Here is a 13,251-nt window from a genome sequence, read left to right as displayed (position 1 = left end):
CGCCCGGAGACGACCTTGGTGGCGGCCACCGCCCGGGGTACAGTTTTCGGCGTGGCGAAATCCCGTTCCGCAGGTATCCGAAACACGTCTCTCGTCGCGGCGGCGTTCCTGCTGCTCAGCGCATGCGGGACCGGGTTCAGCCAGCCCGACGACGGGCGCAAGCAGGTGGTCACCACGTTCACCGTGATCGCGGACATGGCCCGCAACGTCGCCGGGGACGCGATCGCGGTGGAGTCGATCACCAAGCCGGGCACCGAGATCCACGAGTACGAGCCCACCCCCAGCGACATGCTCCGCGCCGCCAAGGCCGATCTCGTCCTGGACAACGGGCTCGGCCTGGAGCGCTGGTTCGACAAGTTCGTGCAGCGCAGCGAGGCCGAGCACGTGACGCTGACCAGCGGAATCGAGGCGATCCCGATCCAGGGCGGCGAGTACCGGGGCAAGGCCAACCCGCACGCCTGGATGTCTCCGCGCACCGCGGCGGTCTACGTCACCAACATCCGCGACGCGTTCATCCGCCTCGACCCGGCGCACGCCGAGACCTTCCGCGCCAACGCCGATGCCTACCTGGGCCGGCTGGACGAGATCGACCGCTACCTGCGCGAGGAGCTGGCGGCCCTGCCCGGCGAGCACCGCGCGCTGGTGACCTGCGAGGGCGCGTTCTCCTACCTGGCGCGCGACGCCGGCCTGCGCGAGGCCTACCTGTGGCCGGTCAACAGCGATTCCGAGGGCACGCCGCAGCAGATCAAGGCGACCACCGAATTCGTCCGGGAGAACGGAGTGCCCACCGTGTTCTGCGAGTCCACCGTCAACGACAAGGCCCAGCAGCAGGTCGCGCGGGAGACCGGCGCGCGGCTGGGCGACGTGCTCTACGTCGACTCGCTGTCCGGCCCGGACGGCCCGGTGCCGACGTACCTGGACCTGCTGCGCCACGACGCCGAGACGATCGTCGCGGGTCTGCGGGGTGCCCGGTGAACCTCGCGATCAGCGCGCACCGCGTGACGGTCCACTACGGCGAGACGCTGGCGCTCGACGACGTGTCGGTGGACATCGCCCCGGGGCGCATCTGCGGCCTGCTGGGCATGAACGGCTCCGGGAAGTCGACGCTGTTCAAGGCGCTGATGGGGCTGGTCCGCCCGGATTCCGGGGACATCCGGCTGCTCGACCGCGATCAGCGGCAGGCCCGGCGCGACGGGCTGATCGCCTACGTGCCGCAGTCCGAGGCCGTCGACTGGACCTTCCCGGTGACCGTGGCGGACGTGGTCATGATGGGCCGCTACGGGCACCTGGGCCTCACCCGCCGGCCCAAGCAGCGGGACAAGGCGGCGGTCCGCGCCGCGCTGGAGCGGGTCGGGCTCACCGAGCTGGCCGGCAACCCGATCGGCGCGCTCTCCGGCGGCCAGCGCAAGCGCGCGTTCGTCGCGCGCGGCATCGCGCAGGAGGCGCAACTGCTGTTCCTCGACGAGCCGTTCGCAGGCGTGGACAGGAAGTCCGAGGCGATGATCAGCGACCTGCTGCGCGCGCTGCGCGCGGAGGGCCGCACGGTGGTGATCTCCACCCACGACCTGGCCAGCGTCCCGGCGCTGTGCGACGAAGCGGTGCTGCTCCAGCAGCGGGTGATCGCGCACGGGCCGCTCGACGAAGTCCTGTCCCCGGACACCCTCGCCCGCACCTTCGGCGTCGACACCGCCGTCGCCCGGAGCAGCACCCAGGAGACCAGGTGAACGAGATCGTCCAGTGGCTCGTCGAGCCGCTGCAGTTCGGCTTCATGCAGCGGGCGCTGCTGGTCAGCCTGGCCGCCGGGCTGGTGTGCGCCGTGCTGTCCTGCTGGATCACGCTGATCGGCTGGTCGCTGCTCGGCGACGCCGTCTCGCACGCCGTGCTGCCCGGCGTGGTGCTCGCCTACGTGCTGGCACTGCCCTTCTCGCTCGGCGCGTTCCTGTTCGGCAGCCTCGCCGTCGGGCTGATCGCCGGTGTCCGCAGCACCACCAAGCTGAAGGGGGACGCCGCGATCGGCGTGGTGTTCACCGGCCTGTTCGCGCTCGGACTGGTGCTGGTCTCGCGCATCCCGAGCCAGGTGGACCTCAACCACATCCTGTTCGGCAACGTCCTGGGCGTCACCGATTCCGACATCCTGCAGGTGCTGGTGATCGCGGCGATCGTGCTCGCGGTGGCGCTGGTCAAGCGCCGCGACCTCACGCTCTACGCCTTCGACCCCACCCACGCGCACGCGATCGGGCTGAACCCGCGGCGGATCGGCGCGCTGCTGCTGACGATGCTGGCGCTGACCGTCGTCGTGGCGCTGCAGGCCGTCGGCGTCATCCTGGTCACCGCGATGCTCATCACGCCGGGTGCCACGGCGTTCCTGCTGACCAAGCGGTTTCCGCGGATGCTCGCGGTGGCCGCCGCGCTGTCGGTGCTCAGCAGCGTCCTGGGCACCTACCTGAGCTTCCACCTGGACACCTCCACCGGCGGCATGATCGTGGTGTGCCAGACGGTGGTCTTCGCGCTGGTCTACCTCGGCGCGCCGGAGCAGGGCCTGATCGCCCGGGCGGTGCGCCGGCGCGGGGCGACCGGCTCCGCGGTGCGGGCCTGAACTGCCCGCGAGGCCGAAACACCTCTTTCACGAAGGCCTTCCCGGCGCCCGTATCGTGAAAGTATGACGAGTATGGCCGAGCGTCCGTCGCCGTCCGTCGAGGACTACCTCCGGGCGATCTACGGGCTCAGCGAACGAGGCGTGCCCGTCACGAACGCGACCCTGACGCAGCGCCTCGGGCTGAGCCCCTCATCGGTGTCCGGGATGATCAACAAGCTCGCGCAGCTCGGCCTCGTCACCCACGTCCGGTACCGCAGCGTCGAGCTGACCCCGGAAGGCAGGCGCCTGGCCCACGACGTGCTCCGCCGCCACCGGCTGATCGAGCTGTTCCTGGTCGAGGAGTTGGACTACAGCTGGGACGCGGTGCACCGGGAGGCCGACGCCCTGGAGCACGCGGTCTCCGACGAGCTCGTCGCGCACATCGCGGCCAAGCTCGGCAACCCCACCCACGACCCGCACGGCGATCCGATCCCGACCGCCGACGGCCGGATGGAGAAGCCCGCGACGAAGCTGCTGGACCAGGTCGATCCCGGCACGGTCGGCACCATCGCGCGGGTCTGGGACACCGATTCGGACCTGCTGCGCTACCTCACCGAGCACGGCATGACGCTGGGATCGCGCATCGAGCTCGTGGAGCGCAAGCCGTTCGGCGGGCCGCTGGTGGTGCGCGTCGGCGAACCGCCGGACGACGAAACGCACTTCGTGGGCAGCGAGATCGCCGCGGCGCTATCGATCAGCGTGAACCGGTGAACCGTCGGTGAGCCGCGGCCCCACCGAGCGGGCGGTCACCACCCGGGTCCGCTCCGGCTGCTCGGCGCACTCCTCGCCGTAGACCTGCTCGGTCACCAGCCGGCCGTGCAACTCGTCGGTCCGGTGCGCGCCCAGCACCGCCAGCAGCAGGTCGAACCGGCTGTCGGTCAGCGCCACCGCCACGTAGCAGAACCCGGCCAGCCCGATGAACACCAGGCCGGAAACCCACAGCACCGGTGCGTTCTGCACCAGGAACATCACCGCGACGGCCAGCACCAGCCCGGACCCGAAGGCCACGCCGCGGGCGATCGACACCTGCTTCAGCAGCGAGCGGAAGGCCGGGTGCTGCTCGCACAGCTGCTGGATGATCCGGTTGCGCTCCCGGCGGTCCAGCTCGGCGAGCCGGCTCAAGCCCGCGGTGACCGGCTTAGCCGCGCGGTTGGCCATGGCTGCTCCTGTAACCCGGGTGCTTGCACGATCGGGCCCTCCACGTGCGTATACGCACGCTGAGTGACCACACCTAGTCGATCACGTGGGCGGTCCAGGATCAAGGCGTCATTCGGGGGCGTTCGATTGCGGTAAAGGCACCGAGACGTAGCGCCACCGGGTGACGCCGACGATCTTGATCGGCCGCAGGGGTTTTCCCCGCACCGGCGCCGGTCACCCTCTGGGTGAACCGCGGAGGCGGAGCGATGCCCGTTGTGCCAATCGGATCCCTGCCCAACCGCATCTCAGGGGGCCGCGATGACAAGAGACCGCACAACGCGAGATCGACCCCAGACGCAACCACACTCGGAGAGGCGGGACTGCCGATGACCATCGCAGTGGGCGCGCCTGCCTGGGTGGACCTGGCCACCAACGACGTGTCCGGCACCCGGGACTTCTACACCGGCCTGTTCGGCTGGCACTGGATCCAGCGGCCGGACTACAACATCGCGATGAAGGAGCACAAACCGGTCGCCGGAGTGCTGCCACCCCAGACCGGCGTACCGACGGCGTGGACGCTGTACCTGGAGTGCGGCTCGGTCCGCCACGCGGTCGAGCGCATCCGGGCCCTGGGCGGGAAGGTGCTGGTGCCGCCCACCGAAACGCCCGCGGACGAGATGTTCCTGGTCGCCGAGGATCCCACCGGGGCGCCGGTCGGCCTGTGGCAGGCACCGCCCAACGGCACCTTCGGCCGGGACCACGCGGGCATGCTCTGCTGGGCCGAGCTGCACACCCGCGACGGCTCCGCGGCGGATCCCTTCTACGCGGACCTGCTGGGCTACCGGCAGGAGCAGATCGGCGAACCGGGCGACGGTTTCGACTACACGGTCTGGTACGTCGACGACCAGCCGACGGCGGGCCGCTTCGAGACCAGCCTCTCGCTGCCCGAGGACGTGCCCGCGCACTGGCAGCTGTACTTCCAGGTCAACCCCGACCAGGACACCGACGCGGCGACCGCGAAGGCGGTGGAGCTCGGCGGCGAAGTCCTGCGCGACCCCACGGACTCGCCGCACGGCCGCGTGGCCCTGCTCCGGGACGTCGTCGGCGCGTCCTTCTTCATCATCGACACCGCCCAGCGCACCGGCGAGTGACCACCTCCGTCACCCGAGGTCCCACACGAAATAGACGGCTGCCCGGGCAGCGGAGCGGTTCAGGGCGTCAGGAGGGTGGTCGGTTTGCGGCGGGTCCGGAGGCGGTAGCCGACCGGGAGCGTGCAGCCGGGGACTTCGCGGGCCGCGCGGGCGGCGACCTTCGCGGAGAACTCGATGCCCAGGACCGCTTCGAGGGCTTCCCGATCGTCGAAGCGCCACTCGGTGGCCACCGAGGTGCTGTCGAAGTCGTGGCGCTGGAAGAACTCCTCGATCGCGGCCGGATCGATCTGCGGCGCATCGGCCCGCATCCAGTCGCCGTACGGCGAACGACCCGCGTCCAGGTCGACGATCGCGATCACGCCGCCCGGTCGCAGCACCCGCTCCGCCTCGGCGAGGCCCGGTTCGCAACCGGGGCCGAAGAAGTACGCGGTGCGGGCGTGCACCAGGTCCGCACTGGCATCGGCCAGCGGAAGCTGCTGGGCGGGCGCCTGCCGCACGTCCACGCCGGGCGTGCCCGCCATCCGGCGCCGGGCCCGCTCCACCAGCGGCTGGTGCGGCTCGATGCCGATCACGGTGCGCGCCTCGGCCGCGAACAGCGGCAGGTGGAAGCCGTCGCCGCAGCCGATGTCGACCACGTCCCGATCAGCCCAGTCGCAGCGCTCGCGCAGCGCGTCCCACAGCGCACCGGTCGCGTCCTGGGCCCGGTTCTCGATCTCGAACAGCTCCGGCCAGTGCCAGATGTTCGGACTCGGCGTGACCTGCGGCCGAGCCGCCTTCCGCCAGGCACGCATCAACGCCGGTCCTCGCCTTCGGAGCGGCCAAGCCGCGCAGTCCGCCTACGGCGCGGGCGCTCGGCGTGCGCTTGGCGAGAGCAGGCCGTTCGACGTGCATCGGGCGGACGCTGAGGTTCGGCTGCTCGCACCGCCGCGCGAAGGGAGTTCGTCAGACCGTCGTTCACGACGGGACGAGCCAGAAGAGCATCATCCAGGCCGCGGCCGCCGACGGGAGGAGCGAGTCCATCCGGTCCATCAGGCCGCCGTGGCCGGGCAGCAGGTTGCCCATGTCCTTGATGCCCAGGTCGCGCTTGATCAGCGATTCCATCAGGTCGCCCAGCGTCGCGGTGCACACCAGGGCGGCGCCGAAGAGCATGCCCTCCCACCACTCGCCGCCGAGCATCAGGGTCACCGACAGCGCGCCCGCGCCCACGCCGACCAGCATCGACCCGGCGAAGCCCTCCCAGGACTTCTTCGGGCTGATCCTCGGGGCCATCGGGTGCTTGCCGAACAGGACGCCGAAGGCGTAACCACCGGTGTCGGAGGCGACGACGCCGATCATGAAGCACAGCGCGCGGAACGCACCGTCCTCCGGCCGCACCAGCATCGCGGCGAACGCGGCGAACAGCGGCACGTAGGCCGCGGTGAACACCGATGCGGTCACATCCCGCACGTAGCCGTCGACGCCGTGCCGGAACCGCCACGCCAGGCAGGCCAGCACGGTGATCGCGAACGCCACCAGCGCTCCGCGCAGGCCGAACGGCCAGGACAACCACACCATGGCCTGCCCGCCCACCAGCACCGGGACGAGTGACACCCGGGTGCCGGAACCGCGCTTGAGCGCGTTGGCCAGCTCGACGCTGGAGACCGCCACCGCGGCGGCGACGATGCCGATGAAGACGAAGCGCACCATCAGCAGCGAGAGGATGATCGCGGCACCGAGCACTACCCCGACGCCGATGGCGGCCCGGAGATCGCGTCCGGCCCGGGAAGGACGCGAAGGCGGGTCCGGGGCGCCAGCGGGCATTCCGGACTCACCTTCGCATTGGCCGGCCGTCACCACTCAGACCTCGAGCAGTTCCGATTCCTTGTGCTTCACAAGGTCGTCGATCTTGGCGGTGTACTGGTGGGTGAGGTTGTCGAGCTCCTTCTCGGCCCGGGTGCCCTCGTCCTCACCGGCCTCACCGTCCTTGACGATGCGGTCGATCTCTTCCTTCACCTTGCGACGGATGCCGCGCACGCTGACCTTGCCGTCCTCGCCCTTCTGCTTGGCGAGCTTGACCATCTCCTTGCGGCGCTCCTCGGTCATCTGCGGGATCGCGATCCGGATGAGCTGACCGTCGTTGGACGGGTTCACACCCAGGTCGGAGTCGCGGATGGCCTTCTCCATCGCCGCCAGCTGGCTGGCGTCGTAGGGCTTGACGACCACCAGCCGCGCCTCCGGCACGGAAACGCTGGCCAGCTGGTTCAACGGCGTCGGCGAACCGTAGTAGTCGACGACGATGCCGGAGAACATCGCGGGGTTCGCGCGGCCGGTGCGAACGGTGGCCAGCTCGTCCTTGGCCCGCTCCACCGCCTTTTGCATCTTCTCCTCGCCTTCGAGAAGAGCTTCGTCGATCACGGCTGCTCCTTAGTTAAGTCTGCCGACCGGTGGACATTGCAAGTGTCGCCCGCGGTGCGCCGCCGCCCCACGGCGGGCCCGCGACCAGATCAGGATCCAGCACCATCAGGCCGACGCTGCGGCGGGGGTGCTGACCAGCGTGCCGATCTTCTCCCCACCGACCGCGCGGGCGATGTTGCCCTCCTGCAGCAGGTTGAACACCAGGATCGGCATGTGGTTGTCCATGCACAGGCTGAACGCGGTCGCGTCGGCGACCTTCAAGCCGCGCTCCAGGACCTCGCGGTGCGTGATGCTGTCGAACAGCTGCGCGTCCGGGGTGGTCTTCGGGTCCGCGGTGTAGACGCCGTCGACGGCCTTGGCCATCAGCACCACCTCGCAGCCGATCTCCAGCGCCCGCTGCGCCGCGGTGGTGTCGGTGGAGAAGTAGGGCATCCCGGTGCCCGCACCGAAGATCACCACGCGGCCCTTCTCCATGTGCCGCATGGCGCGGCGCGGGATGTAGGGCTCGGCCACCTGGCCCATGGTGATCGCGGTCATCACGCGGGTGTCGATGCCGTGCTCGCGCTCCAGGAAGTCCTGCAGCGCGAGGCAGTTCATCACGGTGCCCAGCATCGCCATGTAGTCGCCGCGCGCCCGCTCCATCCCGCGCTGCTGCAGCTCGGCACCGCGGAAGAAGTTGCCGCCGCCGATCACGATGGCCACCTCGACCCCGTCGGCGACGATCTCGGCGATCTGCCGGGCGACCGTGCCGACCACGTTCGGGTCGATCCCGACGCCGCCCCCGCCGAACATCTCACCGCCCAGTTTGAGCAGCACCCGGCCGTAACCGCGCTGCGTTGGGCCCTCGTCGGTCACTGATTCCTCCTGCGAGGTCTTTCGGTCTGTGGTCAATTCGCGCTGGTGGGCACCTGGCGGAACCTCATGCGCCTTCTCGGCCGGACGCGCCGCCGGGAAGACGCATGAGAACCCGCAGGTGATCGCCCCTCTTGCGAAAGCGCCCCGCCTTTCCAACGAAGGCGGGGCGCCGAAACCGCGTCTGGCGGCTGCCGAGCCGGCCTGCTCAGCGGGTGAGCGGCCGGGACACCACTGGGTGCGGTCCCGGCAGGCCGCCCTCAGCAGCAGGTCAGGCCTGGCCGACCTCGAACCGGACGAAGCCGGTGACCGTCACGCCGGCCTCGTCCAGCAGCGCCTTGACGGTCTTCTTGTTGTCCTGCACGGACGGCTGGTCCAGCAGGGTGTTCTCCTTGAAGAAGCCGTTCAGGCGACCCTCGACGATCTTCGGCAGGGCCTTCTCCGGCTTGCCCTCCGCCTTCGCGGTCTCCTCGGCGATGCGCCGCTCGTTGGCGACGATCTCCTCCGGGACCTCGTCGCGGTGGAGGTACTTCGGCTTGAGCGCGGCGACCTGCATGGCGGCGGCGCGAGCGGCCTCGGCGTTGTCACCGGTGTACTCGACCAGCACGCCGACCGCCGGGGGCAGGTCGGTGGAGCGGCGGTGCAGGTAGGTGGCCACGGTGCCGTCGAACTTGGCGACCCGGCGCAGCTCCAGCTTCTCGCCGATCTTGGCGGACAGCTCCTGGATCACCTCGGAGACGGTCTTGCCGTCGAGCGGCGCGGCCAGCGCGCTCTCCAGGTCACCGGCACCGGCTTCCTTGACCGCACCGGCGACCTTGGTGGCCAGGCCGATGAACTCGTCGTTCTTGGCGACGAAGTCGGTCTCGCTGTTCAGCTCGATCAGCACCCCGCCGTCCGCGGCGACCAGGCCCTCGGCGGTCGCGCGCTCGGCGCGCTTGCCGACGTCCTTGGCACCCTTGATGCGGAGGCTCTCGACGGCCTTGTCGAAGTCGCCGTCGTTCTGGTCGAGCGCCTTCTTGCAGTCCATCATGCCGGCGCCGGTCAGCTCGCGAAGACGCTTGACGTCGGCCGCACTGAAGTTCGCCATCGTGCGTTATCCGTCCCTCTTGTTACGCAGCTTCGAAGGTGTTGCGGGCGGGCAGCGACCCCGCGGCGTCCGATCCGCTCGGCGGGGCGGCGTGCCCAGCTCGGGCAGTCACACCCGCAAGTGTGACTGGAAGTCAGCCTGATCGCGCCCCGCGCCCGACCAGCGGACGCGGGGCGCGGTGCATCAGGACTGCGCGGGCTGCTCGCCGCCTTCGGCGGCCTGGCCGGAACCGGCCAGCAGCTCCTTCTCCCACTCGGCCAGCGGCTCGCCGCCGGCCGGCTTCTCCTCGCCCTCCGGGGCGCCGTTGGTGCGGCCGCTGCGGGCCATCAGGCCATCGGCGACACCGTCGGCGACCACGCGGGTCAGCAGGGCGGCGGAGCGGATCGCGTCGTCGTTGCCCGGGATCGGGTAGTCGACCTCGTCCGGGTCGCAGTTGGTGTCGAGGATCGCGACGACCGGGATGCCCAGCTTGCGGGCCTCGCCGACGGCGATGTGCTCCTTCTTGGTGTCCACGATCCACACGGCGCTGGGCACCTTGCTCATGTCGCGGATACCGCCGAGGGTCTTCTCGAGCTTGTCCTTCTCGCGGGTCAGCATCAAGATCTCCTTCTTGGTGCGACCCTCGAAGCCCCCGGTCTGCTCCATGGTCTCAAGCTCCTTGAGACGCTGCAGACGCTTGTGGACGGTCTGGAAGTTGGTGAGCATGCCACCCAGCCAGCGCTGGTTGACGAACGGCATGCCGACCCGCAGGGCCTGCTCGGCGATCGCTTCCTGCGCCTGCTTCTTGGTGCCGACGAACATGATCGTTCCGCCGTGCGCGACCGTCTGCTTGACGAAGTCGTACGCCGCATCGATGTACGACAGCGTCTGCTGCAGGTCGATGATGTAGATGCCGTTGCGCTCGGTGAAGATGTAGCGCTTCATCTTCGGATTCCAGCGACGGGTCTGGTGCCCGAAGTGCACGCCGCTGTCGAGCAGCTGCTTCATGGTGACGACGGCCATGGCCAGATTCGCACCTCGTGAGTCGGGCGCGCCGGGTGGCGCGCGATTCGGTTGCCGCGACGAGCCGGGTGACCCGTCGCCCTGGTGCCCGCCCGGCCACCCCACCCGGCTCACGAGGAACTCGGGACCACGGGGCACCGGCAGCCCGCCCGGGCAGCAGCGACCGAGGTGTTGAACTCGGTACTGAGCCACCGGGTCGCCGACCTCTCGGTCCGGCCACCTGCGCAGGCGTGCGTGCGGGCACGCGAAGTCGGTCCGTGCGGACACGAAACCGCACCAACAGTGTACTGGACGCGCCCGCTGACCCGATCGTGGAGTGCGAGTTGTCCACAGCGGCCTGGTTTGTCCACAGATTTCCGCTTCCCCCTGTTGCCCGCCGCAACGCGCGAGCACTGTGGGTGAATGCGACCGTTGATCACTTCAGCCTTGTTGTGCGGCGGTTTCGCCGCTGCCGCGGCCGGCCTGACCGCGGCGCCCGAACCGGCCGCGTACTCCGCTCCCCCGTCGACCGCGAAGACGCCCGAAGGCCAGTTCGGCTGGCCGCTGGCTCCGCCACCCGCTGTCGTCCGCCCGTTCGAGGCCCCGGAGCACGCCTACGGCCCCGGCCACCGCGGCGTGGACCTGGTCGGCGAGGCCGGCCAGCAGGTGCTCGCCGCGGGCGACGGGCTGGTGGTGTTCGCCGGGCCGGTGGCCGGCCGCGACCTGGTGTCGATCGAGCACGCGACCGGGCTGCGCACCACCTACGAACCGGTCCGGCCAGCAGTGGCGGTCGGCGACCAGGTCACCAGGGGCCAACCGATCGGCACCCTGGAACCGGGCCACCCGCAGTGCGCGGTGCAGCCGCCCCAGGCCTGCCTGCACTGGGGTGCCCGCCAGCGCCTGACCTACCTGAACCCGCTGCGCCTCCTGGGCGTGGGACACGTCCGCCTGCTGCCCTGGGACTGAGCCGCCGGGGTGGCGAGATCCCGGAGATCGCCACCCCGCCCGGCGCTCCACGCGCGGAAGCGCGATCAACCCGCTTCGGTTAGCTTCGTGCGCAGGCGGAGCACCGCCCTGGTGTGCAGCTGGCAGACGCGCGACTCCGTCACCCCGAGGACCTTGCCGATCTCGGCCAGCGTCAGGTTCTCGAAGTAGTAGAGCGTCACCACCACCCGGTCGCGCTCGCTCAGGCGCTTCACCGCTTCGGCCAGCTGGCGGCGGCTGTCGCGGTCCACGAGGGCCGCCACCGGGTCTTCGGCGCGGTCGTCGGGGAGCGTCTCGGCCAGCGATGACTGCATCGGTCCGGCGCCGATCAGGTCGTCGAGGGCGATCACGCTGGTCATCTGCAGCTGGGCGAACAGCTCGCGGAGCTCGTCGACCGACAGCTCCAGCTCGGCGGCCAGCTCGGCGTCGGTGGCGGTGCGCTGCAGCTTCGCTTCCAGCCGCTCCAGCGCCCGCTCGACGTCCCTGGCCCGGCTGCGCACCGATCGGGGCACCCAGTCCTGGGCGCGCAGGTCGTCCAGGATCGCCCCGCGGATGCGCTGCATCGCGTAGGTCTCGAACTTCAGGCCGCGCTCGGGCTCGAACTTCTCGATCGCGTCGACCAGGCCGAAGATGCCGGACTGGATCAGGTCGGAGACGTCGACGTGCGAGGGCAGCCCGGTGCCCACCCGGCCCGCTACGTACTTGACCAGCGGCGCGTAGTGCAGCACCAAGCGGTCGCGGAGCTCTTGGTCGCGCCGCTCGCCGAACGCCTGCCAGAGCGCGACTATGCCCGCTTCGACGCCATCGGCGCGGCGCTGGTCCCCGTCCGCGCCCGCCGCTGCCTCCGCCGCCAGGGAGAGCCCCTGGCGGCGCACGCACTCGGGGGCGTGGCCGTTCGTCGAGCCGCCTTGATCACGGGCAGTCACCGGCGCCGAGTTCGGTCTCGCGGCCACCGTGTCGGCGCCGCCCCCGGCGTGGTCAGGAACGGGGGTGGGTTCGGTCATGGATCGCCTTCAGCCGTTCAACGGTCACGTGGGTGTAAAGCTGGGTCGTTGCGAGCGTAGCGTGACCAAGCAACTCCTGAACGCTACGGAGGTCCGCACCGCCTTCCAGCAAATGGGTCGCCGCTGAATGCCGCATGCCGTGCGGCCCGACGTCCGGTGCACCGGAAACGGTTCCGACGGCGTCGTGCACGCTCCGCCGCGCCGTACGCGGGTCAAGCCGCCCACCCCGGACACCCAGGAACAGCGCCGCGCCGGAATCGGCCCGGACCAGCTTCGGCCGTCCAGCGCTGATCCACCGGCCGAGCGCATCATCGGCGGGTAGCCCGAACGGCACAACGCGTTCTCGGTCGCCCTTGCCGATCACGCGGATCACCCGACGTTCCCGGTCCACGTCGTCGACGTCCAATCCGCACAACTCGGCGATGCGCACGCCGGTGGCGTACAGGAGCTCCAGCACCGCGTGATCACGCAGGGCTACCGGATCGCCCTGCTCGGCGCCCGCCGCGGAGGCCTGCATCGCCGCGCTCGCCTGGTCGGCGCGCAGCACCGCAGGCAGCTTTCGCGGTCTGGACGGCGTCGCGAGCCGCGGCCCCGGATCGTTCGGCAGCAGCTCGGCGCGCAGCGCCCACGCCGTGAAGGTCCGGGCGGCCGCGGTCCGCCGGGCCATCGTCGACCGGCTCGCGCCTTGGGCGTGCTGCGCCGCCAACCACTCGCGGAGCACTGAGATGTCCAGCTCAGCAAGGGTTTCCCGGCCCGATGCCCCGGACAGGTGATCCAGCAGCGAGACGACGTCGCCGACGTAACCCCGGACCGTGTGCACCGACAGGCCTCGTTCGGCCGCGAGATGCCGTTCGAACCCGTCGACCGCCGCACCCAGCGGCTCGGGCAGTTTTGCCCGGACCGCGCGGAAATCGGGTCTTCGCGATGCGGTGGAACGGGCACGGGACATGACTCAGACGCTGGCCCTTGCGACCCCACCGGTCAAGCATCGCCACGCCGAATCATGATCACTCGGTTTCGTCCCGC

The 13,251-nt window shown here is 70.5% G+C and carries 15 protein-coding genes; 6 read left to right on the top strand and 9 right to left on the bottom strand.

Translation table 11 applies throughout. From position 1 onward, the window contains the following. Positions 1-51: 51 nt before the first annotated feature. The 4 genes from C4T78_RS13965 (at position 52) to C4T78_RS13950 (ending at position 3,346) form a co-directional block, all read left to right on the top strand. Positions 52-975, top strand: coding sequence for a metal ABC transporter substrate-binding protein (locus C4T78_RS13965; RefSeq protein WP_093348120.1), 924 nt, complete (start codon positions 52-54; stop codon positions 973-975). After that, the gene (locus C4T78_RS13960; protein ID WP_093344578.1) at positions 972-1,724 is read left to right on the top strand and encodes a metal ABC transporter ATP-binding protein; all 753 of its coding nucleotides are present in this window, start codon (positions 972-974) and stop codon (positions 1,722-1,724) included. The genes C4T78_RS13965 and C4T78_RS13960 overlap by 4 nt, the downstream gene beginning before the upstream one ends. Then, positions 1,721-2,596 carry a metal ABC transporter permease gene (locus C4T78_RS13955; protein ID WP_093344575.1) on the top strand — a complete coding sequence of 292 codons (876 nt, stop codon included), beginning with the start codon at positions 1,721-1,723 and terminating at the stop codon, positions 2,594-2,596. Before C4T78_RS13960 ends, C4T78_RS13955 begins: the two co-directional genes overlap by 4 nt. A gap of 72 nt (positions 2,597-2,668) precedes the next feature. Continuing rightward, positions 2,669-3,346, top strand: a complete 678-nt coding sequence (locus C4T78_RS13950; RefSeq protein ID WP_374703876.1) for a metal-dependent transcriptional regulator — start codon at positions 2,669-2,671, stop codon at positions 3,344-3,346. On the opposite strand, the gene C4T78_RS13945 is transcribed toward C4T78_RS13950, so the two are convergent. After that, positions 3,323-3,793, bottom strand: a complete 471-nt coding sequence (locus C4T78_RS13945; protein WP_093344569.1) for a hypothetical protein — start codon at positions 3,791-3,793, stop codon at positions 3,323-3,325. The genes C4T78_RS13950 and C4T78_RS13945 overlap by 24 nt on opposite strands. Positions 3,794-4,158: 365 nt before the next feature. Between C4T78_RS13945 and C4T78_RS13940 the strand changes: the two genes are divergently transcribed. Then, complete coding sequence (locus C4T78_RS13940; RefSeq protein ID WP_093344566.1) at positions 4,159-4,923, top strand: VOC family protein; 765 nt, start codon at positions 4,159-4,161, stop codon at positions 4,921-4,923. Between the two features lie 59 nt (positions 4,924-4,982). Here the strand turns inward: C4T78_RS13940 and C4T78_RS13935 are convergent, their stop codons facing one another. The 6 genes from C4T78_RS13935 to rpsB form a co-directional block, all read right to left on the bottom strand. Beyond that, positions 4,983-5,714 (bottom strand): class I SAM-dependent methyltransferase, encoded by a 732-nt coding sequence (locus C4T78_RS13935; RefSeq protein WP_093344563.1) that lies wholly within the window; start codon positions 5,712-5,714, stop codon positions 4,983-4,985. Positions 5,715-5,877: 163 nt separating this feature from the next. Then, complete coding sequence (locus C4T78_RS13930) at positions 5,878-6,723, bottom strand: phosphatidate cytidylyltransferase (RefSeq protein WP_093344560.1); 846 nt, start codon at positions 6,721-6,723, stop codon at positions 5,878-5,880. A gap of 36 nt (positions 6,724-6,759) precedes the next feature. Next, positions 6,760-7,317 carry a ribosome recycling factor gene (gene frr / locus C4T78_RS13925; RefSeq protein WP_093146625.1) on the bottom strand — a complete coding sequence of 186 codons (558 nt, stop codon included), beginning with the start codon at positions 7,315-7,317 and terminating at the stop codon, positions 6,760-6,762. 105 nt (positions 7,318-7,422) lie between these two features. Continuing rightward, positions 7,423-8,172, bottom strand: a complete 750-nt coding sequence (gene pyrH / locus C4T78_RS13920; protein ID WP_093344558.1) for a UMP kinase — start codon at positions 8,170-8,172, stop codon at positions 7,423-7,425. A gap of 268 nt (positions 8,173-8,440) precedes the next feature. After that, on the bottom strand, positions 8,441-9,256 hold the full coding sequence (gene tsf / locus C4T78_RS13915) for a translation elongation factor Ts (protein WP_093344555.1): 816 nt from the start codon (positions 9,254-9,256) through the stop codon (positions 8,441-8,443). 183 nt (positions 9,257-9,439) lie between these two features. Further along, positions 9,440-10,258, bottom strand: a complete 819-nt coding sequence (rpsB, locus tag C4T78_RS13910) for a 30S ribosomal protein S2 (protein WP_093146628.1) — start codon at positions 10,256-10,258, stop codon at positions 9,440-9,442. Positions 10,259-10,660: 402 nt separating this feature from the next. Between rpsB and C4T78_RS13905 the strand changes: the two genes are divergently transcribed. Continuing rightward, the gene (locus C4T78_RS13905) at positions 10,661-11,203 is read left to right on the top strand and encodes a M23 family metallopeptidase (protein WP_093344552.1); all 543 of its coding nucleotides are present in this window, start codon (positions 10,661-10,663) and stop codon (positions 11,201-11,203) included. A 65-nt stretch (positions 11,204-11,268) separates the two neighbouring features. Here the strand turns inward: C4T78_RS13905 and whiG are convergent, their stop codons facing one another. Both whiG and C4T78_RS13895 read right to left on the bottom strand, forming a co-directional pair. Next, complete coding sequence (whiG, locus tag C4T78_RS13900) at positions 11,269-12,225, bottom strand: RNA polymerase sigma factor WhiG (protein WP_093344549.1); 957 nt, start codon at positions 12,223-12,225, stop codon at positions 11,269-11,271. Beyond that, positions 12,200-13,174: a tyrosine recombinase XerC gene (locus C4T78_RS13895; RefSeq protein ID WP_093344546.1), complete on the bottom strand. Its 975-nt coding sequence runs from the start codon at positions 13,172-13,174 to the stop codon at positions 12,200-12,202. Before C4T78_RS13895 ends, whiG begins: the two co-directional genes overlap by 26 nt. Positions 13,175-13,251 lie beyond the last annotated feature (77 nt).

The organism is Saccharopolyspora kobensis, assembly GCF_900108315.1.
Classification (GTDB): Bacteria; Actinomycetota; Actinomycetes; order Mycobacteriales; family Pseudonocardiaceae; genus Saccharopolyspora; species Saccharopolyspora kobensis.
Note: the sequence above shows the minus strand (reverse complement) of the source record. Positions and strands in the feature narration are given on the sequence as shown.